20 protein-coding genes are annotated in these 26,733 nt (G+C 63.8%); 11 read left to right on the forward strand and 9 right to left on the reverse strand.

Features of this window, described 5'->3' with window-relative positions; all coding sequences use genetic code 11:
- Nucleotides 1-27 precede the first annotated feature (27 nt).
- Nucleotides 28-3,438, reverse strand: coding sequence for an AAA family ATPase (locus ACFOKJ_RS03495; protein ID WP_390276694.1), 3,411 nt, complete (start codon nucleotides 3,436-3,438; stop codon nucleotides 28-30).
- The gene (gene sbcD, locus ACFOKJ_RS03500) at nucleotides 3,435-4,655 is read right to left on the reverse strand and encodes an exonuclease subunit SbcD (protein WP_390276695.1); all 1,221 of its coding nucleotides are present in this window, start codon (nucleotides 4,653-4,655) and stop codon (nucleotides 3,435-3,437) included. Before sbcD ends, ACFOKJ_RS03495 begins: the two co-directional genes overlap by 4 nt.
- On the opposite strand from sbcD, the gene ACFOKJ_RS03505 reads away from it, so the two are divergent.
- Both ACFOKJ_RS03505 and ACFOKJ_RS03510 read left to right on the forward strand, forming a co-directional pair.
- A complete protein-coding gene (locus tag ACFOKJ_RS03505) occupies nucleotides 4,654-4,851 on the forward strand; it encodes a hypothetical protein (protein ID WP_390276696.1) in 198 nt (65 codons plus the stop codon). The two genes, sbcD and ACFOKJ_RS03505, sit on opposite strands and share 2 nt — an antisense overlap.
- A gap of 269 nt (nucleotides 4,852-5,120) precedes the next feature.
- The gene (locus ACFOKJ_RS03510; protein WP_390276697.1) at nucleotides 5,121-5,786 is read left to right on the forward strand and encodes a hypothetical protein; all 666 of its coding nucleotides are present in this window, start codon (nucleotides 5,121-5,123) and stop codon (nucleotides 5,784-5,786) included.
- A 22-nt stretch (nucleotides 5,787-5,808) separates the two neighbouring features.
- Here the strand turns inward: ACFOKJ_RS03510 and ACFOKJ_RS03515 are convergent, their stop codons facing one another.
- From ACFOKJ_RS03515 to ACFOKJ_RS03530, 4 genes are all read right to left on the reverse strand, one after another.
- A complete protein-coding gene (locus tag ACFOKJ_RS03515) occupies nucleotides 5,809-5,970 on the reverse strand; it encodes a DUF3330 domain-containing protein (RefSeq protein ID WP_390276698.1) in 162 nt (53 codons plus the stop codon).
- Between the two features lie 189 nt (nucleotides 5,971-6,159).
- Nucleotides 6,160-6,282 (reverse strand): hypothetical protein, encoded by a 123-nt coding sequence (locus ACFOKJ_RS03520; protein WP_390276699.1) that lies wholly within the window; start codon nucleotides 6,280-6,282, stop codon nucleotides 6,160-6,162.
- A 93-nt stretch (nucleotides 6,283-6,375) separates the two neighbouring features.
- The gene (gene fghA / locus ACFOKJ_RS03525) at nucleotides 6,376-7,227 is read right to left on the reverse strand and encodes an S-formylglutathione hydrolase (RefSeq protein WP_390276700.1); all 852 of its coding nucleotides are present in this window, start codon (nucleotides 7,225-7,227) and stop codon (nucleotides 6,376-6,378) included.
- 7 nt (nucleotides 7,228-7,234) lie between these two features.
- Nucleotides 7,235-8,359, reverse strand: a complete 1,125-nt coding sequence (locus ACFOKJ_RS03530) for an S-(hydroxymethyl)glutathione dehydrogenase/class III alcohol dehydrogenase (protein WP_390276701.1) — start codon at nucleotides 8,357-8,359, stop codon at nucleotides 7,235-7,237.
- 133 nt (nucleotides 8,360-8,492) lie between these two features.
- On the opposite strand from ACFOKJ_RS03530, the gene ACFOKJ_RS03535 reads away from it, so the two are divergent.
- From ACFOKJ_RS03535 to ACFOKJ_RS03545, 3 genes are all read left to right on the forward strand, one after another.
- Nucleotides 8,493-9,368: a LysR family transcriptional regulator gene (locus tag ACFOKJ_RS03535; RefSeq protein ID WP_390276702.1), complete on the forward strand. Its 876-nt coding sequence runs from the start codon at nucleotides 8,493-8,495 to the stop codon at nucleotides 9,366-9,368.
- A gap of 65 nt (nucleotides 9,369-9,433) precedes the next feature.
- Nucleotides 9,434-9,937 carry a molybdopterin-dependent oxidoreductase gene (locus ACFOKJ_RS03540; protein WP_390276703.1) on the forward strand — a complete coding sequence of 168 codons (504 nt, stop codon included), beginning with the start codon at nucleotides 9,434-9,436 and terminating at the stop codon, nucleotides 9,935-9,937.
- A gap of 10 nt (nucleotides 9,938-9,947) precedes the next feature.
- A complete protein-coding gene (locus ACFOKJ_RS03545) occupies nucleotides 9,948-12,545 on the forward strand; it encodes a response regulator (protein WP_390276704.1) in 2,598 nt (865 codons plus the stop codon).
- A gap of 411 nt (nucleotides 12,546-12,956) precedes the next feature.
- On the opposite strand, the gene rmuC is transcribed toward ACFOKJ_RS03545, so the two are convergent.
- The 3 genes from rmuC to ACFOKJ_RS03560 are packed head-to-tail and all read right to left on the reverse strand — an operon-like array spanning nucleotide 12,957 to nucleotide 17,262.
- Nucleotides 12,957-14,561, reverse strand: coding sequence for a DNA recombination protein RmuC (rmuC, locus tag ACFOKJ_RS03550; RefSeq protein WP_390276705.1), 1,605 nt, complete (start codon nucleotides 14,559-14,561; stop codon nucleotides 12,957-12,959).
- Nucleotides 14,558-16,255, reverse strand: coding sequence for a single-stranded-DNA-specific exonuclease RecJ (recJ, locus tag ACFOKJ_RS03555; protein ID WP_390276706.1), 1,698 nt, complete (start codon nucleotides 16,253-16,255; stop codon nucleotides 14,558-14,560). The genes rmuC and recJ overlap by 4 nt, the downstream gene beginning before the upstream one ends.
- Nucleotides 16,252-17,262, reverse strand: a complete 1,011-nt coding sequence (locus ACFOKJ_RS03560; protein ID WP_390276707.1) for a hypothetical protein — start codon at nucleotides 17,260-17,262, stop codon at nucleotides 16,252-16,254. The genes recJ and ACFOKJ_RS03560 overlap by 4 nt, the downstream gene beginning before the upstream one ends.
- A gap of 273 nt (nucleotides 17,263-17,535) precedes the next feature.
- Between ACFOKJ_RS03560 and ACFOKJ_RS03565 the strand changes: the two genes are divergently transcribed.
- The 6 genes from ACFOKJ_RS03565 to ACFOKJ_RS03590 all read left to right on the forward strand — a co-directional run bounded on the left by ACFOKJ_RS03565 (nucleotide 17,536) and on the right by ACFOKJ_RS03590 (nucleotide 26,597).
- On the forward strand, nucleotides 17,536-18,870 hold the full coding sequence (locus tag ACFOKJ_RS03565; RefSeq protein ID WP_390276708.1) for a M23 family metallopeptidase: 1,335 nt from the start codon (nucleotides 17,536-17,538) through the stop codon (nucleotides 18,868-18,870).
- Between the two features lie 54 nt (nucleotides 18,871-18,924).
- Nucleotides 18,925-20,034, forward strand: coding sequence for an anhydro-N-acetylmuramic acid kinase (locus tag ACFOKJ_RS03570; RefSeq protein ID WP_390276709.1), 1,110 nt, complete (start codon nucleotides 18,925-18,927; stop codon nucleotides 20,032-20,034).
- A 136-nt stretch (nucleotides 20,035-20,170) separates the two neighbouring features.
- Nucleotides 20,171-22,468: a DNA translocase FtsK gene (locus tag ACFOKJ_RS03575; RefSeq protein ID WP_390276710.1), complete on the forward strand. Its 2,298-nt coding sequence runs from the start codon at nucleotides 20,171-20,173 to the stop codon at nucleotides 22,466-22,468.
- Nucleotides 22,469-22,553: 85 nt separating this feature from the next.
- Nucleotides 22,554-23,636, forward strand: coding sequence for a ferrochelatase (hemH, locus tag ACFOKJ_RS03580; RefSeq protein WP_390276711.1), 1,083 nt, complete (start codon nucleotides 22,554-22,556; stop codon nucleotides 23,634-23,636).
- A 263-nt stretch (nucleotides 23,637-23,899) separates the two neighbouring features.
- A complete protein-coding gene (locus ACFOKJ_RS03585) occupies nucleotides 23,900-25,123 on the forward strand; it encodes a branched-chain amino acid ABC transporter substrate-binding protein (protein WP_390276713.1) in 1,224 nt (407 codons plus the stop codon).
- Nucleotides 25,124-25,394: 271 nt separating this feature from the next.
- On the forward strand, nucleotides 25,395-26,597 hold the full coding sequence (locus tag ACFOKJ_RS03590; protein WP_390276714.1) for a branched-chain amino acid ABC transporter substrate-binding protein: 1,203 nt from the start codon (nucleotides 25,395-25,397) through the stop codon (nucleotides 26,595-26,597).
- Nucleotides 26,598-26,733 lie beyond the last annotated feature (136 nt).

The raw sequence follows: 26,733 nt of genomic DNA on the forward strand, positions 1-26,733 counted from the left end.
AGATGCCGCCAATACCAGCAACAGTGCTCAGCCGCGTATCTCGATGCTGCTCGCCCCCAGCCCGCTACCCTTGCGAATGGCGATCTGCACCGCGATGCGTTCCTGCATGCCGGCCACGTGACTGATCACGCCTATCGACTTGCCGCTGGCATTGATGGCATCCAGCGCGTCCAGCGCCACTTCCAGCGTGTCGGCATCCAGCGTGCCGAAGCCTTCATCCAGGAACAGCGAATCGATCGCCGTCTTGTGGCTGGCCAGGTCCGACAATGCCAGCGCCAGCGCCAGGCTTACCAGGAAGCTCTCGCCACCGGACAAGGTGCGGGTGTCGCGCGCCACATCGCCCTGCCAGCTATCTACAATCTCCAGCTCCAGCTCGCCACCAGCCTTGCGCTGCAGCAGATAGCGGCCATGCAGCCGCGCCAGGTGGCGGTTGGCCAGGTGCACCAGGTGGTCCAGCGTCAGCCCCTGGGCAAATTTGCGGAATTTGTCGCCTTCCTTCGAGCCGATCAGGCTGTTCAGCCGCTGCCACACATCGCAATCGGCGCTCTGGCGCTGGATATCCAGCAGCAGCCCGTGCTGCCGTTCACGGCGCGCGGCATCGTCTGCCAGCCGCGCCTGCAGCGCGCCCAGCTGGGCAGACAAGGCCTGGCGTTGGGCGTCCTGCGCTGCCAGCTGCGCATCCAGTTCGGCCAGTGACAACGTAGTGATGGCCTGGCCCTGCAGGGCATTGCACTGCTGTTGTGCCGCCTGAAGCAGTGCCTGGCTGCGTTGCAGCGCCTCGCTCAGCTGTTGCTGCAGGGCGAGTAGCTGCTGGCGCTGTTCCGCCGGCAGCAGTGCGCGCAGGAAGTCCTGCTCGTTGCCGAACGGGCTGGCGGCCAGAGCGGCCAACCATGCCTGCTCGCTATCGGCCAGCTGTTGCGCTGCCGCCTGTGCGTCCAGCTCCAGCTGGCTGGCCTGCCCCTGCAGCACGGCCAGTTGCTGCAGCAGCTGCTCCAGCTGTTGGCCGCAGGCTGCCAGTGTCAGCCCGCTGTTGCCGGCCGCCTGCGGTGCGGCAAGCTGCAGCGCATCCCAGCGTTGCTGCCAGTCCTGCGCCTGCTGCTCGGCCTGCTGGCTGCGCAGTTGCTGCGCCTGCTGTTGCAGCTGTAGCTGGCTGGCGGTTTGCTGTTGCTGCTGCCAGTGTTGCCAGTCTGCCTGGCAGGCCAATAGCCAGGCGTCCATATCCGCCTCCGGCTGCAGGCCGCTGGCGGTGATGTCCTGCTGCAGGGTTGACTGCAAGCTGCTGAACCGGGTTTGCAGCGCGCTCTGTTGCTGCTGCAGCTCGGCCAACTGCTGTTCGGCGTATAGCAGTGCCTGTTGCTGCAGTGCCTGCTGGCTATCGGCGTCGTGCAGTTGCCGCTCATGGCTAGCTGCCTGCTCCTGCGCAGCCAGCAGCGTTTGCTGTGCAGTTTCCACGGCGACAAGCTGTGCCGCCAGTGCCGCCACCTTGGCCGCGACCGCATCCAGCGCCTGCTGCAGCGCTTCCGTCTGCAGCCAATCCACTTGCAGGCCACTGTCTGCCGCCTGTTGCTGCCAGCTGGCTACCGCCTGCTGCCATTGCGCCTGTTGCTCCTGCAGGCTGGCTATCTGCTCGGCCTGCCGCTCCTGTAGTGCCTTCAGCCGGCTGGCGGCGGCGCTGCCGTTTTCGGTCAGCTGCTGCAGCTCGGCTTCTTTCTGCTGCAGCGCCTGCTCGCTGGCGCTGACATCCAGCGCCTGGTAGGCGTGCACCGCCGGGTGTGCGCAGCTGCCGCACAGCGGACATGGCTCGCCCGGCTGCAGCTGGCGACGCTGCGCTTCCAGGCTGTGAATGCGCTGCTCCTGCTGCAGCAAACGGCGCTTGTCGGTCACCAGTTCCTTGACGCGGCTGTAGTCGGCACGCAGCTGCAACAGCGCCGCTTGCTCGTCGACAATCTGCCGCTCGCGTGCGGCCAGCGCCTGTTGCTCCTGCTGGTGCTGTACCTGTTGTGCCCGCAGCTGCGCGGCCTGTGCCTGCAGAGTCTGCCAAGACTGCTGTTGTTGCTGGCTGCGCTGCCAGTCTGTACGCAATGCGGCCAAGTCACTGCCGGCCAGCTGCTGCTGCAGCACCGCCTCGGCCTCCACTGCTTGTTGCCGGCTGGCAGCTGCCTGCTGTGCCAGCTGTTGCCGCTGCTGTTGACCGGCAGCCAGGCTGGCAGACGCGCCTTGCTGTTCCTGCTGCAGCCGGGTCTGCTGCGTCGCCAGCTGCTGCTGTTGCAGCTGCAGTTGGCCGCATTGCTCATGCTGCTGGCGCCAGCCGCTGAGTTTCTCGCCTAGCACTGCCAGCTGCGCATGTTCGCTCAGCCAGTGCTGCACGGCGGCGTGCTGCTGTGCCAACTGTTGCTGAGCCTGTCGCTCGCTGGCGGCATCTGCTGCCGCCAGCTGCCAACCCTGCCAATGCAGCGCAATGCTCTGCTGCTGGCCGGCGGCCAGTTGTTGTGCCAGCTGCGCCTGCGCAGCGGCGATCTGCAGGCTGCGCGTTAGCGCACCCTGCCACTGCTGGTGCGGCAGACGCAGCGCCTCGGCCGGCTCGGCGGCCTGCAGTTGCTGCAATTGCGGCGCCGCCAGCAGCTGCGCCTGGCTGGCGGCCTGCAACTGCTGCTCGGCGTTGCCTGCCGCCAGCTCGGCCTGGCCCAGTTCATAGCGCCATTGCCGCCATTGCTGCAAGCGGGTGACCTCCGCCTGCAAGCCACTCAATTCGCCATTACCGGCTGCCAGTTGCTGCTGCATGGCGGCAAGCTCCGTTTCCGGCAGCAGCTCCACGCCATCGGCGCGCGCTTGCAGTTGCTCCAGCGCGCTACGCGCTTCGCGGGCCTGCTCGAATGCCCGCTGCGACAGCTGGCCATAGATATCGGTGCCGGTGAGCTCTTCCAGTAGTTCGGCGCGCTCGTTGGCGCTGGCATTGAGGAACGCCGCAAAACCGCCCTGCGCCAGCAGCATGGATTTGGTAAAGCGGGCAAAGTCCAGCCCGGTAATCGCCTCAATGCGCTTGAGCTTGTCGTTGCTGTGGCTGGTAAGGATGGTGCCATCGCCATCCGCCAGCTCCACCCGGGGCGGCTGCAGCGCGCCATCGGCCTTGTCGCGGGCGCGGCGCTGGCTCCAGAACGCACGGTACAGCTGGCCCTTCACTTCGAACTCCACCTCGGCCAGGCAGTCGGCACTGTGGCGGCTCATGATCTCGTTGCTGCTGGCGGAAATGGTCTTCAGCCGTGGTGTTTCGTGGTACAGCGCCAGGCAAATGGCATCCAGCAGCGTGGACTTGCCGGCGCCGGTAGGGCCGGTAATGGCGAACAGGCCGTTGTCGCGGAACGGCGGCAGGCGGAAATCGATCTGCCACTCGCCTTGCAGCGAATTGAGGTTCTTCAGTCGCAGGCTGAGGATCTTCATGCGTCTTGCTCCTGCAGGCTGGCCAGCAGCTGGCGGTAGCGCGCTTGCAAAGCCTCGCGCAGCGGCGGCTCCAGCTGCTCGTGCGCCAGGCGGCGTTCGAACACGTCCAGTGGTGTCAGCTCGGCAAGGGTTTCCCGCGCGCTGGCCTGCAAGTTGGCCGCAGCGGCGCCACGTTCGCGGCGGATGCGCAGCACCTCTACCGGCAGCGCGCCCACCAGCTGCTGGATGCGCTGCTGCAGGTCGGACAGGTAATCGTCGCCCTGCACCTGCACGTCCAGCCACACCGGTTTATCCGCGCTGCCCTGCGCAGCTGCCGCGCTGATGGCTGCGGCCAACTTGTCCAGGTCGCCCTTGACGGTGCACAGCGGCTGGAAGCACGGCACCGGCAGTGGCGTTACCGCCATCAGCCCCAGACTGTCCACGTCCACCAGCAGCACCTGCTTTTGCTGGCTGGCTTCGTCAAAGCTCAGCGGAATTGGCGAGCCGCTGTAGCGGATATGTTCCAGACCGCCCACCAGCTGCGGGCGGTGGATGTGGCCCAGCGCGATGTAGTCGGCCGGTGGAAAGGCGCTGGTGGGAAAGGCCTCCAGTGCGCCAACGTAGATTTCGCGCACCGATTCGCTGGCGCTGGCACCAACCGTGGTGAGGTGGCCGGTGGCGATGATGGGCAGCGGCATGCGCAGCGCCTCGCGCCGAGCGCAGGCCGCCTGGTAGATGGTCTGGTAGTGGGCATGAATCGCCTGCTGCAGGCCCAGCTGCTTGTCTTCGGCGCTCTGCCCGGCCTGGCTTTGCTGCACGTCACGCGGCCGGATGAACGGTATCGCACAGACAATGGCGCCCGGCGTGCCGTCGCGTCGATTGAGCAGCAGCACCTGCTGTGCCGGGTCGTCCGCCACTGCCGGCACCACCGTGGCGCCCAGGCAGTGCAGCAGCGCGCTGCTTTCACCCAGCGTGGCCACCGAATCATGATTACCGCCCAACACCAGCAGGCTGACCTTGGCCGCATGCAGCGCCACCACCAGCTGGTTATACAGCTCGCGCGCATAGCTGGGCGGCGCGCCAGTATCGAACACGTCGCCGGCGATGAGCACCGCATCCACCTGCTGTTCGGCAACCTGCAGCAGCAGCCAGTCGATAAAGGCCTGGTGCTCGGCCTGGCGGCTCTTGCCCATGAAATGCTGGCCCAGGTGCCAGTCGGAGGTGTGAAGGATGCGCATGGCGGCTCGGACGAGGTACGAAGCCGGGCATTCTAGCAAGCCGGGCTGCCACTGGCATAAGCGTTACGGCCATGCGGGCGGCACGGTAAGCCGCGACTACCAGCTCACCGTGGACAACAAGCGCTTTGACGCCATGCTGCAGAAGGAGTTGGGCCGGGTCAGCGCTGCATTTGTCACCCGGCTGCGGCAAAACTGAGGGCACGGCGAAAGTGGTGCGTAAACGAGCTGTTCAGCATCGCCCTGCCACACTTCGCGCCCGCGCCACATCTTTGGCAACGGAACAAACCCGGCGGGTGCAACTGTCGGCTTCCCCACCACTCTCATGTCTATTACCCGCCGCGCCATTGCCTCTCCACGGCCAAGCTGCGGCGGTGGCCGTGACATGATAACTTTTCGTTAAATCTTCCCTCAGTAAACCTGCAAGATTGCCGATATTACGACTGTAGCCCTGTCTGGAGAGATGCCATGCTGCCGATTCGTCGCAAGTTGCTGGACGGTTTCAGTACGGTGTTCCCGCCGCTGCAGCAACACGCCCGCAAGATATCGGCGGGCAGCAGCCCGCCACCCGCCAACCCGCAAAACCTGGCCGAGGAGTATCTGGCCTGGGCACGCTGGCTGGATACGCTGTATCAGAACGCGGGTAACGGCGGGGAACAGGCGGCACGCGCGCTGGCGGATGGTAAGCTGGGATTTGCCCTGCGCCGCTGCCTGATACTGCGCGAAAAAGCGATGCTTGGCGGCAGTGCCGGGCATGTTCTGCTGGAAGAGGCCGCCAATCTGGCGCGAGAAGTAGAGCAGATCGTAGGCGAACTTACCGGGCGGGAAATGCCGGCCAGCGATGACTGGCCGCTGCCGTACCGGCTGTACAGCCCGCAGGCCGGACAAGGTCTGTTGCCGCTACCGCCCCATGGTCAGCAGGAGCGCCGCCAGCAGCGGCAGAATCGGCAAAACCGGCTTAGCGCGGAAGAGCAGCGTGATGCGCAGCTGGCGGTGGGCTGCCTGGCGCTGGTGCTGCAATTGCTGCATCGCCAGCCGGCTCTGGCGGAATCGGCGCAATGGCATGCGGCCAACAGCAGCCTGGAGCACAGCCGCCAGATGGGACACCTGAGCGGCGATGTCGCTCCCGCGTAAGCACGAGCAGCAGCGCCGGCGGTCAGTCTTCCGTCTGAGTCGCGGCGGCGGGAGTGGCCGACTGCTGCAGCCACTGCTGGAAGCACTCCAGCCCGCAGAAGTTGCTGACGTATTCGTCCTTCTCACTATTGTGATCAGGCGGAATTTCCTGCAGGCAAACCCGGCATTCAAGCATGACGTCCATGACCGATACTCCAAGGCTGGAGGGCGTCTCGAAAAACCCTGATTTTCAATCGGGATAATGCAGCGAGCAACGCAGTATCGTGACGCAGGCGGGGTTTTCCAAGGCGCCCTGGATAGTTCAGCCTAGCCCGCCGTGGCGTCGTGCCCAAATCGTTTCTGGTTATGTACGCGGTTGCCTGTGGCTATCAGCTCAGCCAGGCTGGCGATTGATTTTCACCGTGATGTGCGCCAGTTCCTCGTGGATGGCCAACTGCCCGCGCACCTCGACTGCCGTCAGCTTGCCGGCGGTTTCCAGCGCCAGGATGCAGGCCAAGCAATGCCAGCTGCCGAGCCACCTGGAGTAGGCACCAAAAAAAACAGGCCCGGCATCACCGGGCCTGTGGATTCCCACACAGCGTACGCGCAGCTATGCCGCCAGGTTGGCCGCATGGAAGCGCAGATGGTCCTCGATGAAGCTGGCCACAAAGTAGTAGCTGTGGTCGTAACCGGGCTGCAACCGCAGCGTCAGCGGCCAGTCGCGTTTGCTTGCGGCCAACTGTAGCGCCTCCGGCTGCAGCTGCTCCGGCTTGAAGCTGTCCTGCTCGCCCTGGTCAATCAGTATGGGCAGCGTGGGCAGCGGCTGCGCCTCGGCCAGCAGCTGGCAGCTGTCGTAGGCTGCCCAGGCGGCGCGGTCTTCGCCCAGGTAGCTCGAAAACGCCAGCTGGCCCCACGGCACCGAGGCCGGGTTGACGATGGGTGCGAACGCCGATACCGAGGCATAGCGCCCCGGGTTGCGCAGTGCCACCATCAGCGCGCCGTGGCCACCCATGGAATGGCCGCTGATCGCGCGCTTCCCGCTTACCGGAAAGCAGGCTTCCACCAGCGCCGGCAGCTCGTCCACCACGTAGTCGTACATGCGGTAGTGCGCAGCCCACGGCGCCTGGGTGGCGTTGACGTAGAAGCCGGCGCCCTGGCCCAGGTCGTAACGATCGGCATCAGCCACACCTTCACCGCGCGGGCTGGTATCCGGCATTACCAGCGCCAGCCCCAGCTCGGCCGCCACGCGCTGCGCGCCGGCCTTGGTGGCGAAGTTTTCGTCGTTGCAGGTCAGCCCGGACAGCCAGTACAGCACCGGCACCTTGTCTCCCTGTGCCGTTTGCGGCGGCAGGTAGATGGCAAAGGTCATCGCGGTGCCGGTACTGGCAGACTGGTGGCGGTAGCGTTTGTGCCAGCCGCCGAAGGCACGCTGGCTGGACAGCAACTCAAGAGAGACGCTCATGCTGGCCTCACTTGGCAAAGTGCACCACGCTGCGGATCGACTTGCCTTCGTGCATCAGGTCGAAGGCAGTGTTGATGTCGTCCAGCGGCATGGTGTGGGTGATGAAGTCGTCGAGGCGGAATTCGCCCTTCATGTAGCGCTCCACGTAGCCCGGCAGCTCGGAGCGGCCGCGCACGCCGCCAAACGCGGAACCGCGCCACACGCGGCCGGTCACCAGCTGGAACGGCCGAGTGCTGATTTCCTCGCCGGCACCGGCCACGCCGATGATCACCGACTCACCCCAGCCCTTGTGGCAGCACTCCAGCGCAGAACGCATCACCTTCACATTGCCGATGCACTCGAAGGAGAAATCCACACCGCCGTCGGTCATTTCCACGATCACGTCCTGGATCGGCTTGTCGAAATCAGCCGGGTTCACCAGGTCGGTAGCGCCCAGCTTGCGTGCCAGCTCGAACTTGCTGGTGTTGATGTCGATGCCGATGATGCGGCTGGCACCGGCCATGCGTGCACCGATCACCGCCGAAAGACCAATGCCGCCCAGGCCGAAGATGGCCACGGTATCGCCAGCCTTTACCTTGGCGGTGTTCATCACCGCGCCCATGCCGGTGGTGACGCCGCAACCCAGCAGGCAGACTTCTTCCAGCGGCGCTTCCTTGCTGATTTTGGCCAGCGAGATTTCCGGCAACACGGTGTATTCGGAGAAGGTGGAGCAGCCCATGTAGTGGTAGATGGGCTTGCCGTCCTTGGAGAAGCGGGTGGTGCCGTCCGGCATCAGGCCCTTGCCCTGGGTGGCGCGGATCGCCTGGCACAGATTGGTCTTGCCGGATTTGCAGAACTTGCACTCGCCACATTCCGGGGTGTACAGCGGAATCACGTGATCGCCCACCGCCACGCTGCTCACGCCCTCGCCCACCGCTTCCACGATGCCGGCGCCTTCATGGCCCAGGATGCACGGGAACACGCCCTCGGAATCCTTGCCGGACAGCGTGTAGGCATCGGTGTGACATACGCCGCTGGCCACGATGCGTACCAGTACCTCGCCCTTCTGCGGCGGCATCAGATCCACTTCCTCGATGGTCAGCGGCTGGTTCGGGCCCCAGGCTACGGCGGCGCGGGTCTTGATTGTCTGCATCACGATTCTCCAAATCTGGCTTCAGGACATGCGGCCAACCCCAGGCCTGACCGCTGATGCGTCATTGTAGGAATCGCCAATGCAGAAATAATCCGGTTAAATGGAAACATATTTTTGCGTATTGGTAATAATCATGCAGTGGCAAGGCATTGTGGAATTCGTGACCGTGGTGGAAGCGCAGAGCTTCACCGAGGCGGCGCAGCGACTGGGGCTATCGGTGGCGCAGGTCAGCCGCCAGGTCAGCGCGCTGGAAGCGCGGCTGGCAACCCGCCTGCTGTATCGCACCACCCGTCGCGTCAGCGTGACCGAAGCCGGCCAGCTGTACTACCAGCACTGCCGCCCGCTGCTGGATGGCCTGCAGCGCGCCGAGCTGGCGCTATCGCAAACCCAGGCGCTACCCGCCGGACATTTGCGCATCACCGCCCCTACCTACTACGGTGAAAACGTTATTGCCCCGCTGCTGAGCCGCTTTTTGCAGCAGTACCCGCAAGTGAGTGCGGAGCTGAATCTGGACAATCGCAAGGTAGATCTGGTGGCGCAAGGCTATGATCTGGGCATACGCTTGGGTCCCATGGACGAATCCTCGCTGATGCTGCGCCAGCTGGGCAGCCGCCGGCATCATGTCTGCGCCAGCCCGGACTACCTGGCTCGCCACGGAAGCCCGCACACGCTGGCAGAGCTGGCACAGCACCAGTGCTTGGTGGGCACCATCGATTTCTGGCGTTTCAACGAAGGGGAAAAACTGCGCGAAGTCCGGGTAAGCGGCCGGCTGCGCTGCAACAGCGGCGCAGCACTGCTGGATGCGGCGCTGCTGGGGCTGGGGCTGGTGCAGCTGCCGGATTACTATGTCGCCCCACACCTGGCCGCAGGGCGACTGGTGGCAGTGCTCGGCAGCTACACACTGCAGGATGGCATCTGGGCCGCCTTCCCGCGCAGCCGCTTCATGCCACCCAAGCTGAGCGCGCTGCTGGACCACCTGGCAACAGGCGCGGCACAGGGAAAACACTAACAGTGCAATGGAATTAACATCGTTTACAATTGCAGTTTGAACAGGTCAAGCCAAGGGAGAACAACATGAAGACTTTCCTCAACACCGCGCTGCTTGCCGCCACCCTGCTGGCAATGCCGCTTGCCGCTCACGCGCTAGACAAGCCGCAAGGACGCGCCATTCTTACGCTTACCGGGCTGGTCAGCGAAAAGAATGCCGGCAACGATGTGCAGTTCGACAGCAAGATGATCGATGCGCTGCCGCAGGTGAAGATGACAGTGCCGACCCCCTGGTACAAGACCGCGCAGACCTTCGAAGGCCCCTTGTTCCGTGACGTGTTGAAAGCGGCTGGCGCCAATGGCAAGAAGCTGTACGTGGTGGCACTGAACGACTACGCGGCCGAGATTCCGCTGAGCGACCTGAGCAAGTACGACGTGATCCTGGCCCGCAAGATCAACGGCAAGGTGCTGAGCGTGCGCGACAAGGGCCCGCTGTTCGTGATGTACCCGTTCAACAAGAATCCGGAACTGCAGACCAAGGATATCTATTCGCGTTGCGTGTGGCAGGTAAACCGCATCCGCGTGGAATGATGGATCGTCGATGCTGAACAGCAGAAAACGGCAGCTGTGGTGGCTGGCAGCGCTGATGAGTATCGCGCTGCTGGCCGTGGGCGGTCTGTACTACAAACAGCGCACGGTGATGCAGCGCGTGTCGGTACTGGGTGAAGACAATGTGGTCTGGGTCTACACCCAGTTGGGCATCGACTATTTCCGCGCCATGGGGGCGGCCCGCGTAGCCGATGCCACCAACTCGCCAGAGGACATGGACGAGCTGATGCTGCGTTACGAAATTCTGGTGTCCCGCATCAACATTCTGTCGCAGTACCGTTTTGCCCCCTACTTCCATGACTCACAGTGGCACGGCAAGCAGATCGGCACGTTGCAGCGCATGATCGCCAACACCGACGCGCTGCTGGAGCAACACGACGGTATGTTCGACCGGACCTCGGCGCGCGCCTTCATCGGCGAGCTGGAGCAGGTCGCCGAGGCCGTGCGTGAGCTGACGCTGGGCGCCAATTCCCGCCTGAACCAGGTACAGCAGGAAAACAACCGGGCGCTGGACGGCCTCAACACCCTGGTGGCCGCGCTGGCCATGCTGCTGATCCTGATTACCGCCATCATCGCGGTGCTGGCCTATCGCAACCTCTCGGCCAGCGAACGGCGGCGGCTGGAAGCGGAACAGCTCAGCCAGAACCTGGATCGCGCGCGGCGCGAAGCCGAGGCGGCAAACGAGGCCAAGAGCACCTTCCTGGCCAATATGAGCCACGAGATCCGCACGCCGATGAACGGCATCATCGGCATGACCGACCTTACCCTGGATACCCGGCTGGATGACGAGCAGCGCCAGTACCTGGGCATGGTCAAGTCGTCCGCCGAATCGCTGCTGGTGATCATCAACGACATCCTGGATTTCTCCAAGATCGAGGCCGGCAAGCTGGAAGTGGAAAGCCTGCCGTTCTCGCTGCACAACCTGCTGGCACAGACGCTGCAACCGTTCGCCCCCAGCGCCGGCCGCAAGGGGCTGGAGCTGATCAGCCGCATCCCGCCAGAGATCCCCGACCAGCTGGTTTCCGACCCGCTGCGGCTGCGGCAGATTCTCAACAACCTGGTGAGCAATGCGGTGAAATTCACCGAACACGGTGAAATCGAGGTCAGCGTGGCCATTCTGGCCAGCACCCCGGACAGTGCCGTGTTGCAGTTTTCCGTACGCGACACCGGTATTGGCATTCCCGCCGACAAGCAGCAGCTGATCTTTGCCGCCTTTGCCCAGGCCGACAACTCCACCACCCGCCGCTACGGCGGCACCGGACTTGGCCTGGCCATTACCCGCCAGCTGGTGGAGCTGCTGGGCGGCAAGCTGTGGCTGCAGAGCCTGCCCGAAAAGGGCAGCATGTTTCACTTCACCCTGCCGGTAAGCTTCAGCGAAGTCCAGCTACCGAATGCCGTACCTGCCAGCAGCCTGCAGGGCATGCCAGTGCTGGTGGCCGACGACAATGCTACCAACCGCAGCTGGCTGGCGACGCTGCTGCAAGGCTGGGGCATGCGGCCAACCGTGGTGGAAGATGGTTTTGCCGCGCTGCAGGTACTGCAGGAGACCACCTTCCCGCTGCTGCTGCTGGATGCGCACATGCCTGGCATGTCCGGCTTCGAACTGGTGGAGCAACTGCACAGCCGGCAACATGCCAGCACCGTGATCATGCTCACCTCTTCGCACGAGCGTGGCGACACCCGCCGCTGCCAGGCGCTGGGCATCGGCGGCTACCTCACCAAGCCGGTACGCCAGGAACAACTGCTGCAACTGATGCTGCAGCTGCACGGCGCCAGCCAGCAGGGCATTACCCCGCCGCTGCTGACCCAGGACACCGTCCAGCTGCCGCTGCCGGTACACAATGTACTGCTGGTGGAAGACAACCCCACCAACCAGAAGCTGGGCATCACCTTGCTGGAGCGCCAGGGCTATCAGGTAATGCTGGCCGTCAATGGCCAGGAGGCGCTGGACCTGCTGGCCGCCCAGCAGTTCGACCTGGTGCTGATGGACATGCAGATGCCGGTGATGGACGGGCTGGAGGCCACCCGCCGCATCCGCCAGCAGGAAGCCTTGTCCGGTGGCCACCTGCCCATTATCGCCATGACCGCCAACGTGATGAGCGGCGACCGCGAACGCTGCCTGGAAGCCGGCATGGATGGCTACATCAGCAAGCCGATCAGCGCCGCCAAGGTGCAGGAAGAGATTAGCCGTGTGCTGGGTGGCCTGCCCATGCCGGCAGCCCCGCTGCACCATGGCACTGGCGAACAGGTATTCGATTACACGCAGATGCTGCGCAACTGTGATGGCGACCAGGCATTTGTACCCAGCCTGCTGCAGGCCTTTGCCGACGATGCGCCCAAGCTGCTGGGCGAGATCAAGACCGCGCTGCAGACCAACGACCTGCTGCGCTGCGGCATCGCAGCCCATAGCCTGCGCGGCTCGGCGCTATCCCTGGCCGCCCCGGCGCTGGTGCAGCACTGCCAGGTAGTGGAACGCGCGAGCAAGAATGGCGACCTTGCGGCGGCACATGCCGCCCTACCGGCGCTGGACAACGCCCTGCAGCAATTGCTGACCGCCATCCGCCCCTACCAGACTGCCGACGCCGACTGAAACGCCGGCCGGATCCACCTCCAGGCCCGGCATCCGCATGCCACACCACAAAAACAAAGCCGACCCGCGGGTCGGCTTTGTGCTTGCACGTCGATGAATCAGGTTGGCGCCAAGGCGTTAGCTTGCTACTACTGCTCTACTTGCTACATTACTGCCACTACCACTACTACCTAACGCACTGCCAACCTACCCCACTACTGGCAAAGCAGGCATCAATAAAGGCGGGAGCGTTGCCGGCGCGATGCCGGTTGCTGTTGCACCCGCACGCTCACACGGGTGCGCTTCAGGGGAGACGCTTTTGCAAAGAACATTACGGCTATTACACACAACAATGTCAGCGATACCATTTTGCCCCCCTCCTTTCTGCTGCCTGATTTCGATATAGATGACCGGTAACGCGACGGCAAGAAATCATTCGTCGCCGTCGTCACTTTCCTCCTGTCCGCCCGCCAGCAGGTGGCCGGACAGCTGCTTGCTGGTGCGTGCGCCCAGCTTGCGCAGGCGCTCGGCACGGCCCAGCAGGTTGCCGCTGCCGCTGGACAGCTGCTTCATGGCATTGCCGTGGCTTTCCTGCACCTGACCCAGCTGGCGCCCCAGTTTTTCCAGCGTCTCCACCAGCCCGGCCAGCTTGTCGTACATCGCCCCACCCTGGCGGGCGATTTCCTGTGCATTCTGGTTCTGGTACTCGTAGCGCCAGATGCTGGCCACGGTACGCAGCGTGGCCAGCAGCGTGCTGGGGCCAACGATCATGATGCGGCGCTCGAAGGCCTCGTTGAACAGGCTCATGTCGTGCTGCACCGCCAGCAGGTAGGCCGGCTCCACCGGCACGAACATGAACACGAAATCCAGCGTGTTGAGCTTGTACAGATCCTGGTAGCGCTTCTCCGACAGCGTGCGGATGTGCTGGCGCAGCGCGGCGATGTGCGCCTTCAGCTCCAGCTCGCGCTGCGCCTCGTCGCTGGCGGCGGTGTAGCGCACATAGGCATTCAGCGACACCTTGGAATCCACCACCAGTTGCTTGCCTTCCGGCAGGTCTATCACCACGTCCGGCTGATAGCGGCGCTGGCTGCCGTCTTCCTGCTCCAGCGTGTCCGACACCTGTACACGGTATTCGCGGTCGCGGCTCAGCCCGGAGGTTTCCAGCACTTTCTCCAGCACCATCTCGCCCCAGGTACCCTGCGCCTTGTTGTTGCTGCCGGTCAGCGCATTGGTCAGCGCCACCGCATCGGCATTCAGCCTGGTATTGAGCTCCTGCAGCCGGCGCAGCTCCTGCTCCAGCGTCAGCCGCTCCTTGGAGTCCTTGTCGTAGGTGTCCTGCACCAGCTTGCCAAAGTGCTGCAGCCGCTCGCCCATCGGGCCCAGCATCTGCTCCAGGTTTACCCGGTTCTGCTCGGTGAAGCGCTGACTCTTTTCTTCCAGGATCTCGCTGGCAAGCGCCTTGAACTGGTTGCTCAGTGCCTCGCGTGCCTCGGCCAGCAGCCGCAGCTTCTCCGCGCCCTGCTGCCGCTCCTGCTGCAGCAGCGTCGCCAGCTCCTGCTCGCGCACGCTCAGCCGGGTGATGTCGTCCTGCCATTGCTGTTGCTGCTGCAGCCAGCTGGCGCGCTCGGCCTGCAGTGCCTGCAGCTGGCGGCCCTGCTCCTCGCTGGTGGCCAGCCGCGCGGCGAGATTGCGCGCTTCGTCCTGCTGCTGGAATAGGCGCTGCTCGCGTGCGGCCAACTGCTGCTCCAGCTCCGGCACGCGCTGCGCCTGGCTGGCGTAGGCCGCCAGTTTCTGCTGCGTGGCGGCCAGCTGCTGGCGACTGTCTTCCAGCTGCTGCTGCGCCGCCTGCTCGCGGGCGGTGAGTTCCTGCCATTGCTGGCTGGCGGCCTGCCAGCGCGCCTGCAGAGTGGCCAGTTCCAGCGCCACTTCATTACGCCCTTGCTGGTAGGCCACTTGCTGGCGGCTGCGCAGCACGCCCCAGATGGCGCCACCGCCCAGAGCGGCGCCCAACAACGTGGCAATCAGGGTTTCGATCATGCCTGCTCCACCTGCTGCCAGTGCTGGATGTAGATCTGCAGCTCCTTGCGGCCCTGCCACTCGTTGGCCGCCAGCTGGTACACCGCGTCCACCTGCTCCGGCAACCAGTCAGCGTGGTTGAACAGCATGCCGTCGCACTCCACGCCATCGCGGGCCAGGCGCAGCTTGAGGTGCTTGGCGCCCACCAGGCGTTGGCTGACGATATAGAAGCGGTCGTTGAAGGTGGGCGGCGGGAAGCCCTGCCCCCACACCTCTGCGGCCAATGTCTCGGCCATTTCCAGACACAGTTCGCGGCCGCTCAGGCTACCGTCGGTTTCCCACACCCGGGTCAGCGCCGCCTCGTCCAGCAACTGGCGCGCCACTTGCTCGAATGCTTGGCGGAAGGTGTCGAAATCCTGCTCGCGAATGGTCAGGCCGGCCGCCATGGCATGGCCGCCGAATTTCAGCAGCAGGCCGTCGTGGCGTTTGGACACCATGTCCAGCGCATCGCGCAGGTGGAAGCCGGGAATCGAACGCCCGGAGCCCTTGATCTCACCTTCGTCGCCCGGCGCGAACACGATGGACGGCCGGTGGTAGCGCTCCTTCAAGCGCGAGGCCACCAGCCCTACCACGCCCTGGTGCCAATCGTCGCGGTACAGCGTGAGGGTGTAATGGTTGGCCGCATCGATGCCGGACAGTACTGCCAGCGCCTCGTCCTGCATGCCGTGCTCGATGGCCCGTCGCTCGCGATTCAGACCGTCCAGCTGCTGCGCCAGCGGCGTGGCGGCTTCCTCGCTGCTGGCGAGCAGGCAGGCGATGCCGAGGCTCATATCGTCCAGCCGGCCGGCGGCATTCAGGCGCGGGCCGATGGTGAAGCCGAGGTCGAAGGCGGTGGCCTTGTAAGCGGCACGGCCGGCCACGCGAAACAGCGCGGCAATGCCGGCGCACAGCTTGCCGGCACGCATGCGGCGCAGGCCGGCATCCACCAGGATGCGGTTGTTGCGGTCCAGCTTTACTACGTCGGCCACGGTGCCCAGCGCCACGATGTCCAGCAGCTCGCCCAGGTTCGGCTCCTTGCCGCTGGCGAACACGCCGCGCTGGCGCATTTCGGCTCGCAGTGCCAGCAGCACGTAGAACATCACACCCACGCCGGCCAGGTTTTTGGAAGCAAACTCGCAGCCCGGCTGGTTGGGGTTGACGATCAGCGCCTGCGGCAGCGTATCGCCCGGCAGGTGGTGGTCGGTGACCAGCACCTCGATGCCGCGCGCGCGCGCCGCATCCACCCCGGCCACGCTGGCAATGCCATTGTCGACGGTGATGATGATGTCCGGCTGCTGCTGTGCGGCCAACTCGACGATTTCCGGCGTCAGGCCATAACCGTATTCGAAGCGGTTGGGCACGATGAAATCGATGCGCGCACCCAGCAACGACAGACCCCGTACGGCTACCGCGCAGGCTGTGGCGCCGTCGGCGTCGTAGTCGGCCACCACCAGCAGGCGCTGGCCGGCGGCAATGGCATCGGCCAGGCGGCGGGCCATGGCTTCGGCGTTTTTCAGCCCCTGGAACGGCAGCAGGCCTTTCAGTGCGTAGTCCACTTCTCCGGCGTCAGCCACGCCGCGGGAAGCATACAGCCGCGCCAATAGCGGCGGCACGCCCTGGCTGTGCAGTTGCGCCTGCAGCGGCTGCGGGCAGGGTCGAATCTGGATCTGGCTCATTGCGGGTACAGCGCCGCCAGCTGGCGTGGACGCTTCCAGAAGCGCCACAGGTCGCCCGGGCGCAGGTTGAGGGTAAAGCCGGCATCGCCGTGGCAGCGGATGGTCAGCTGCTGCACCCGACGTTGCTGCATGGCAGCCAGCAGCGGCGCGAACCAGTCGCGCTCCAGCTGCTGCAGGCCTTCGCGCCAGCCCCAGGCATCGCGGAACTGCGCGGCGGCTTCCACGGTATCCAGCTGCAGCAGCACATCGCCTGCGGCATCCAGGCCGCTGAAGGCGAACGGCGCCAGTTCTGCCGGTTTGCCGGCGGCGGCGGCCAGGTGCTGCCACAGCGGGTCGGCTGCCAGCAGCTGATCGTGCGGCAAGCTTGGCCGCACGCTGCCGCCGGCCTGTTCGCCCCACAGCCACAGGCTGTTCACCGGCACTTCGCCACGCATCTCGCGCGCATCGTTTACCGGGTGGGTATATAGCAGCATCTGCAGCTCGTTGAGGTAGCGGCTCCACAGCATGCCGTTACTGCCGCGCGGCAGATGGTGGTTGATATCGTTGCCGATCACGTCCGGCAACGCGGAAAACTCGGCGCCGGTTGCCGCCGGCAGCGACAGGAACCAGCGCTGCGGCGTGGGGGCATGGAATAGGAAGCCATCCTCGGCGAATAGCTGGTTCAGGCTGGCCACCAGCGCGTCTGCCTCCTGCTGTGACAGCTGCATGATGCCCACGTCGCCCAGCAGCGCGCGGTCGCGATCCACCCGCAGGTTTACCGGGTCGGCCAGCAACCAGTGGCGGCCGGCAGTGTCCAGGCCGCTGGCGGCAGCCAGATCGGCAGCCAGCGCCAGCTTCTCCAGCCCGAACAGCTGTTGCAGCAACTGGCTTGCAGTGGCGGGCTGCGCTTGCAGCTGGCCGCGTCCCAGCAGCTGCTCCAGCGCGGGCAACTGCAGGCCCTTGCAGATTTCGCGGCCGTCGTCGGCATCCAGCCAGCACAGGCCGGGAATGATCAGTGTCAGTTTCATTGCTTCCGTTTAAACGTCGATGCGATTTTAATTTTGCGCAAAATATTTCTACCACCGCAGAACTCTGCCGTGGCGATGGCGGTCTGTGAACACTGCTGCCCATGTGGACAGGTAGTCCATTGATTTGTCAGCAATTTCTATTTACGCAGGCATGGGGTTTTGTTAGCATCCCCCACTTTGCAATTTTCTGCCTGTAAGCCAACCGCTTTATGACAGAAACCGGCGACAGAACGTGCCAATCGGCACATGCATGCCAACCGGATAATGAAGACTATGGATTATCGCAAACTGCTGCATCTACCGCAAAAATGGACTCACCGCGTGGTGAACAGCCACGCCGCCTGGCTGGGCGCTGCCGCCAGCCTGCCTTTCATGGGCGTGCTTACCGCCGTGGCCGTGACCCAGGGCAACAGCCCGGACATCAAGCCTCCGGTGCAGCAGCATGTGGTGGAGGCGCTGAGCCTGCCTCCGCTGCAGCAGACCGCCGGCAACAATGTACGTTACTGGCGCGATGAAGCAGTACAGCGCGGCGACACCATCGCCCGCCTGCTCAACCGCCTGGGCGTGCGCGACAGCGACGCCACCGGTTTCATTTATTCCAGCCCGCTGTCCAAGAATCTGCTCAAGCTGAAAACCGGCGCCACACTGTCGGTCGAGCTGAATGACCAGGGCGAGCTGTTCGGCCTGCGCTTCCTGAATGATGACGAAAACGGCGAAAGCGTGCTGGTAGCCATCGAGAAAGTTGGCGACAGCTGGCAGGCCAGCGCCGATGCGCCGCAGACCGAAGCCATGCAGACCGTGCGTTCGGTAGAGGTGCGCACCAGTGCCAGCGGCGCGCTGGCGCAGGCGGATGTGCCGGTGGAGGTGCGCACCCAGTTGGGCGAGATCTTCTCCGACCAGTTCGAATTGTCCAGCCTCAAGCGTGGCGACAAGATCAGCCTGGTGTACGAGACCCTGCTGTACAACGGCACGCCGCTGACTACCGGCAATATCCTGGCGGTGGAGATAGAGCGTAGCGGCAGCAACTACCAGGCCTATTACTTTGCCCACGATAGCGAGTCCGGCGCCTACTACGGCGCTGACGGCAAGCCGCTGAAAAAAGGCTTCAACCTGCAGCCGGTTAGCGGCGCCCGCATCAGCTCCGGCTTCGGCATGCGCTTCCACCCGGTACTGCACGCGCTGCGCATGCACCAGGGCATCGACTACGCTGCCGGCACCGGCACCCCGATCCTGGCGCCATCCGACGCTACCGTGGATACCGTGGCGCAGCAAAGCGGCTACGGCAATGTGGTGATCCTGCGGCACAACGACAAGCTCACCACGCTGTATGCGCACATGAGCCGCTTTGAGGCTGGCCTCAAGGCCGGCAGCAAGGTAAAGGCCGGCCAGGTGATCGGCTATGTCGGCAGCACCGGTCGCTCCACCGGCCCGCACCTGCACATGGAAGTGCGCATCAATGGCCAGGCCGTGGACCCGGCCACCACTGCGCTGCCTACCCGGGTGCTGAGCGACAGCGAGCGCTTGGCCTTCTCCAGGCAGAGCGTTAAGCTTGCGGCCAACCTCAAGCTGCTCAGGGACATTCCGGTCAGCGTGGCGCAGCTGGACTAAGCCCGCCGCCCATCGCCCAACCACCCTGGCAGCACTTTCCTGCCAGGGTTTTTCATGTCTGAAGTCTTTATTGGTTTGATGTCCGGCACCAGCCTGGACGGTGTCGATGCCGTGGCCGTGCGCATTGGCGAAGCTGGCATGCAGCTGCTGGGCGAGGCTTTTGTCGCCTACCCGGCCAGCGTGCGCGAGCAGGTGCTGGCACTGCAACTGATTGCCGACAACGAACTGGACCGCAGTGCGCGGCTGGGCAACGAGCTGGCGCAGCTGTACGCCGCCGCGGTACAGGCCGTGCTGCAGAACAGCGGGCTGCATAGCGACCAGGTCAAGGCCGTGGTCTGCCATGGCCAGACCATCCGCCACGCACCACAGGCGGGCTACACGCTGCAGATCGGCAACCATGCACTGCTGGCCGAGCGCTGCGGCATCGACGTCATCGGCGACCTGCGCAGCCGCGATGTGGCCGCCGGCGGCCAGGGCGCACCACTGGTGCCGGCGTTTCACCAGGCCATGTTCGCCAGCCCGGACACGCCGCGCGCCATTCTCAATATCGGCGGCATCGCCAACCTCACCCGCCTGCAACCCGGCCTGCCGGTGGTCGGCTTCGATACCGGCCCTGGCAATATGCTGCTGGATGCCTGGATTCGCCACCACCGCGGGGTGGCCTACGATGCCGACGGCGCCTGGGCCGCCAGCGGACAATGCTGCGACAGCCTGCTGCAGATCCTGCTTGCCGAGCCCTACTTTGCCGCCGATCTACCCAAGAGCACCGGCCGCGACCTGTTCGGCATGGAGTGGCTGGCCGAACGCCTGGAGCGCCACCGGCTGCAGCATGGCGACATCGATGCGGCCGGGGTACAGGCCACCTTGCTGCAGCTCAGCGCCCACAGCATCGCCAATGCCATTGCACGCTTTGCGCCGGCCACCCGCGAGCTGTACCTGTGTGGTGGTGGCGTGCGCAATGGCGCGCTATGCCAGTCCTTGGCCAGCCTGCTGCCTGGCGTGCACATCGCCGCCACCGATGCACTTGGGCTACCGGCACAGCAGGTGGAAGCCGCTGCCTTTGCCTGGCTGGGCTGGCGTTTCAGCCAGCGTCAGGCGGGCAACCTGCCGGAGGTCACCGGCGCCAGTGGCCTGCGCGTACTGGGCGCGCTGTACCCGCGCTGAACCGTTCCCGCCGGCATGGTTTTTGCCTTTTTCAGCGTTGGCCGCGCAATGAATAACGGGCAATCGCGGCCAGACAACAGAAAGCTGCACTTTTGTCGATATAATGCGCGGCTGACACCATTCTTATTCAAATTCAATGCGCCTGTTCAAGCGTAAAGCCGTTGTACGCAATACCCAACCGCTGCCACCCAAGCTCGCCGGCCTGCTGCGCGAAGCCTGGTGGCTGCTGCTGGCCGTATCCGCCATCTACCTGGTGCTGACGCTGTTCAGTTATTCGCCCAACGATCCGTCCTGGTCACACAGCTCCGCAGACCCCACCATCCGCAACTATGGCGGCGTGTTCGGCGCCTGGATGGCGGACATCCTGCTGTACCTGTTCGGCTACTCAGCCTGGCTGCTGGTGGGCTTCTGCGTATTCGCCATTGCCTGGGGCTACCGGCGCATCGACCAGACCGATTTCGATGACGGCCCGCTCACCTGGCCGGCACTGATCGGCTTCCAACTGACACTGATCGGCTTTTGCAGCCTGGAATTCCTGATCCTGCTGGGCAAGCAACTGGCCCTGCCGGCCGGCCCCGGCGGCCTGCTGGGCAAGGCGCTGGGCAGCAGCAGTGCGCACGCCTTCGGCGCCAGCGGCGCCAGCCTGTTGCTGCTGGTGCTGGCGGCCATCGGCATTTCGCTGTTTACCGGTCTGTCCTGGCTCAACCTGATGGAGCGCGTGGGCGGCCTGCTGGAAGATGGCGTGATGCGCGCCTGGCAAGCCTGGCAGGCGCGCCGCGATCGCGAGATCGGCCGCGAAATCGCCCAGCGCCGCGAAGAAAAAGTCAGCACCGAGAAGAAGAAAATCGAAGACAAGCCGCCGGTGCGCATCGAGACCCCGGTGCTGGAAGTACCGGTATCGCCCAAGGCGGTGAAACCGGTGCAGCAATCGCTGTTTGCCGCGCCGGAGGATGAGGCGCTGCCAGGGCTGGCACTGTTGGCCGCAGCCAAGGAACAGGCCGAGCCGGTATCGGCGGAAACCGTGGAGTACACCTCGCGCCTGATCGAGCGCAAGCTGGCCGATTTCGGCGTGGACGTGAAAGTGGTGGCCGCCTACCCCGGCCCGGTGATTACCCGCTACGAGATCGAGCCCGCGGTCGGCGTCAAGGGCGCGCAGATCGTTAACCTGATGAAGGATCTGGCGCGCGCGCTGAGCCTGGTGTCGATCCGGGTGGTGGAAACCATCCCCGGCAAAACCTATATGGGCCTGGAGCTACCCAACCCCAAGCGCCAGATCGTGCGCCTGTCCGAGATCGTCGGCTCCGAAGGCTACCAGAACATGAGCTCGCGGCTGGCGATGGCACTGGGCAAGGATATTGCCGGCCAGCCGGTATCCGCTGACCTGGCCAAGATGCCGCACGTGCTGGTGGCCGGCACCACCGGCTCCGGTAAATCGGTGGCCATCAACGCCATGATCCTGTCGGTGCTGTACAAGGCCACGCCCAAGGAAGCGCGGCTGATCATGGTGGACCCGAAGATGCTGGAACTGTCGGTATACGAAGGCATTCCGCACCTGCTGGCGCCAGTGGTTACCGACATGAAGCAGGCGGCCAACGCGCTGAACTGGTGCGTGGGCGAAATGGAGCGTCGCTACCGCTTGATGTCCAAGCTGGGCGTGCGCAACCTGGCCGGCTTCAACCAGAAGATCCGCGATGCCGAAAAGAGCGGCGAGAAGATCCCCAACCCGTTCAGCCTGAGCCCGGAAACACCGGAGCCGCTGGAAACCATGCCCTTGATCGTGGTGGTGATCGACGAACTGGCTGACCTGATGATGGTGGCAGGCAAGAAGATCGAGGAGCTGATTGCCCGCCTGGCGCAGAAGGCGCGCGCCGCCGGCATCCACCTGATCCTGGCCACGCAGCGACCGTCGGTGGACGTGATCACCGGCCTGATCAAGGCCAACATCCCTACCCGCATTGCCTTCCAGGTATCCAGCAAGATCGACAGCCGCACCATTCTCGACCAGATGGGCGCCGAGACTCTGCTCGGTCAGGGCGACATGCTGTACCTGCCGCCCGGCACCGGCTACCCGCTACGCGTGCACGGCGCCTTTGTGGCCGATGACGAAGTGCACCAGGTGGTGGAGTTCCTCAAGACCACCGGCGAGCCGGATTACATCGAGGGCATCCTCAGTGGCGCTGCCGACAGCGACGATGCCGGCGGCGAAGCCAGCATTGGCGGCGCAGCGGATGGCGAGGCCGACCCGCTGTACGACGAGGCAGTGGCCATCGTGCTCAAGACCCGCAAGGCATCGATTTCCTCGGTGCAGCGCCAGCTGCGCATCGGCTACAACCGCGCCGCGCGCCTGATCGAACAGATGGAAGCCAGCGGCATCGTGTCAGCGATGGAAACCAACGGCAACCGCTCGGTACTGGTGCCGGCACGCGAAGAATGACCCACACGGCAGCGCGCCCCGAGCGCTGCCGTTTACCCTGTTTGCGGCCAACCCCGGCCCGTATCCGCATCGCTACGGAAACACCATGCCCGACTACCTGACCGAACCCGCTTTCGACCATGGCTACACCCCGAAAACCGGCGTGCTGCTGCTGAACCTGGGCACACCGGAAGCGCCCACCGCCAAGGCGCTGCGCCCTTACCTCAAGCAGTTCCTATCCGACCGCCGTGTGGTGGAGATACCGCGTGCCATCTGGTGGCTGATCCTCAACGGCGTCATCCTCAATCTGCGCCCGAAAAAGAGCGCCGAGAAATACGCCAGCATCTGGAGCAAGGATGGCTCGCCGCTACTGGTACACACCCGCAAGCAGGCCAGCCTGCTGAAAGGCCTGCTCGGCAGCCAGGGGCAGCAGCTGGTAGTGGAATTCGCCATGCGCTATGGCCAGCCAGCGGTGGCGGACGTGCTGCAGAACATGCGCTCCCAGGGCGTGGAGCGGCTGCTGGTGGTGCCGCTGTACCCGCAGTACGCGGCGTCCTCCAGCGGTACCGCGCTGGACGAGGTGTTCCGCACGTTGATGAAATTGCGCAACATGCCGGAAGTACGCACCGTGCGCCACTACCATGATCACCCGGGCTATATCGCCGCACTGGCCGCCAGCGTGCGCCAGCACTGGCAACAGAACGGCCGTGGCGACAAGCTGGTGATGAGTTTTCACGGCGTGCCACGCTACACCCTGGACAAGGGCGACCCCTACCACTGCGAATGTCTGAAGACCGGCCGCCTGTTGGCGGAGGCCCTGGGTTTGTCCGGCAACGACTACACAGTCTGCTTTCAGAGTCGCTTCGGCAAGGCGGAATGGCTCAAGCCCTATACCTTTGACACATTAAGTTCGCTTGCGAAACAAGGTGTTGGCAAGCTCGACATCATTTGTCCCGGCTTTGCCGGCGATTGCCTTGAAACCCTGGAGGAAATCGCCATGGAGGGCAAGACGCTGTTCCTGGCTGCCGGCGGCAAGGAATATCGCTATATCTCTTGCCTGAATGAGCGCGACGACTGGATTGCGGCACTGGCGGATTTGGTCCTTAACAATCTTGGTGGCTGGATAACAACACCTCCAGATGCAAATATGCGACAGTTGCGCGCTCGCTCGCATGGCGCAAAACAGTGACAAAAGTGTCTGTTTTTTTCGCAATGGCGCACCACAACGGGGCGCCATTGTTCGTATGTGAACATATTTTCTGTATATACCGGTTTTCCTTGGTGCATGCGGCAATGCAGCACTAAAAAGTCGTCGCAAGGGCTGTAATCCGCGCATATCGAAGTTCGTTGACACCCGGAAAAAGCGCTCCGCATAATCGCCGCAACTGCTCATCCACAAGATGCCAAGCAGCTTTAATCAAGTCACAGACTTAAGATCAGGGGAAACATAAGATGAATAAATTTGCTCGTCTGAGCCTTTTCGCAGCTGCCGCCATTGCACTGACCGCTTGCGGTAACAAAGAAGAACAACCGGCTGGCGACGCATCCGCTGCTGCAGAGGCCAGCGCCGGCGCCGAAACCGTGGTGAAAATCGGTCAGGTATCGCCGATGACTGGTCCGATCGCTCACCTGGGCAAGGACAACGAATTTGGTGCCAAGCTGGCCATCGAAGACCTGAACGCCGAAGGCGTTGAGATCGGCGGCAAGAAAGTCAAATTCGAACTGGTTTCCGAAGATGACCAGGCCGACCCGAAAATCGGCACCCAGGTTGCCCAGCGTCTGGTTGACGCTGGTGTGGTGGGTGTTGTGGGCCACCTGAACTCCGGCACCACCATCCCGGCCTCCAAGATCTACTCCGATGCCGGCATCCCGCAGATCTCCCCGTCCGCAACCAACCCGGACTACACCAAGCAGGGTTACAAGACCACCTTCCGCGTTATCGCCAACGACGTACAGCAGGGCAAGGCTCTGGGCGAATTCGCTGTTGACGGCCTGAAAGCCAAGAAAGTGGCCATCATCGATGACCGCACTGCCTACGGTCAGGGTCTGGCTGACGAGTTCGAGAAGGCTGTAAAAGCCAAGGGCTCTTCGGTTGTGAAGCGTGAATTCACCACCAACACCGCCACCGACTTCAACGCCATTCTGACTTCCATCAAGTCTTCCCAGCCGGACGTGATCTTCTACGGCGGCATGGACGCTCAGGCAGGCCCGCTGGCCAAGCAGATGCAGCGTCTGGGCATCAAGGCTAAGCTGATGGGTGGCGACGGCTGGCAGACTCCGGAATTCGTGAAGCTGGCTGGTGAAGCTTCCGAAGGCCAGTACGCTTCCAGCTGCGGCGTACCGCGCGACAAGATGCCGGGCTTTGCTGCCTTCAACGACAAGTTCAAGGCCAAGTTCAACACCGAAGTACAGATCTACGCTCCGTACGAGTACGATGCAGTTCGCGTACTGGTTGACGCCATGAAGCGCGCCGGCTCCACCGACCCGAAAACCTACCTGGCTGAAGTTGGCAAAACCAACTACACCGGCGTAACCGGCCAGATCGCCTTCGACGACAAGGGCGACATCAAGGATGGCGCGGTAACCGTGTACCAGGTTAAGGGTGGCAAGTGGGAAGTGGTTTCCACCGTGGGTGGCCCGGCTGCTGCCGCTGCTCCGGCCTCCGCTGCCAACTAAGTCTTTTCCGCTGCATGCAAACGGCACCTTCGGGTGCCGTTTTTTGTTTTCCCCCATCGACTTGCACATCCAGGCTGCCATCGTTAGTATGTTGCACTGCGATGTCGATTGTATCCTTTCGACCGTCCCCAGCTGCGCCGCCCAACACCCATGGACCGGCACATGCTTCTGTAGTAGCGCAGCGCCCCAACAGGGCGCCTGACCACTGATATAGATCACCGACAACTTATAAATGAATGCTCCCATCGAGGAGCAGGGACCGGCTTTACCTATGAAAATCACCAATATCGCGCTGGCAGCCGCAACCGCTGCCGCCCTCGCCGCTTGCGGCAACGCCGAACAATCCGCCAGCCAGGAGGCCAGTGCCGGCAGCACTGCAACCACCGAAGGCAAGGTAGTGCGCATCGGCTCGGCCAACCCGCTGACCGGCCCGTTCGCCCACTGGGGGCGCGACGCCGACAACGGCGTGAAACTGGCTGCGGAAGAAGCCAACGCGGAAGGCCTGACCCTGGATGGTCAGAAAGTCAGCTTTGAAGTGGTGTCGGAAGATGACCAGGCCGACCCGAAAGTCGCCACCCAGGTTGCCCAACGCTTTGTCGATGGCGGCGTGGCTGCCGTAGTGGGTCACCTCACTTCCGGCGCGGCCATCCCCGCTTCGCGCATCTACAACGAAGCCGGCATCCCGATGGTGGCCGGCTCGGTAACCAGCCCGAAATTCACCCAGCAAGGCTATAACAACACCTTCCGCATCATCGCCAACGACCTGCAGCAGGGTCAGGCGCTGGCCAAGTTTGCCGTGGGCGAGTTGAAGCTGAAGAACATCGCCATCATCGATGACCGCACCACCTACGGCCAGGGCCTGGCCGACGACTTTGCCAAGGCAGTGGAAGCCGCCGGCGGCAAGGTGGTGAAGCGCGAATACACCAACAATACCGCCACCGACTTCATGGCCATCCTGACCTCGCTCAAGGGCAGCAAGCCGGAACTGCTGTTCTACGGCGGCATGGATGCACAGGCCGGCCCGCTGGTAAAACAGATGCGCAAGCTGGGCATGGAAACCCGCTTTATGGGTGCAGACGGTGTAAACACCGCCGAGTTTGCCAAACTGGCAGGTAAGGCCGCCGAAGGTGCCTACGCTTCTAGCGCCGGCGCATCCAAGGAGCTGATGCCGGGCTTTGCCGACTTCAACACCAAGTACAAGGCCAAGTTCGGCGGTGAAATCCAGGCATACGCACCGTATACCTACGACGCCACCAAGGTGCTGATCGACGCAATGAAGCGCGCCGGCTCTGCCGACCCGAAGAAGTTTCTGCCGGAAATCGGCAAGACCTCGCTGCAAGGCGTTACCGGCCCGATCGCCTTTGAAAACAATGGCGATGTGAAGAACGGCACCGTTACCCTGTACCAGCTGCAGGATGGTGCCTGGAAGGGTGTCACCCCGGGCAGCAATGCTGCAGCGTCTGCAGCACAGTAAACAGCAACAAATGAAAAAGCCCGGCCAATGCGCCTAATGCCGTTCACTTAGCAGATCGAACCTGTTTGGTTGGGTAACGGGATGGCAGCTTTTTCACAACGCGGGGGCATTCACGCCCCCGCCGTTGTTTTGGAAG

It is taken from the genome of Vogesella amnigena, assembly GCF_042648905.1.
In the GTDB taxonomy this organism is placed as follows: domain Bacteria; phylum Pseudomonadota; class Gammaproteobacteria; order Burkholderiales; family Chromobacteriaceae; genus Vogesella; species Vogesella amnigena.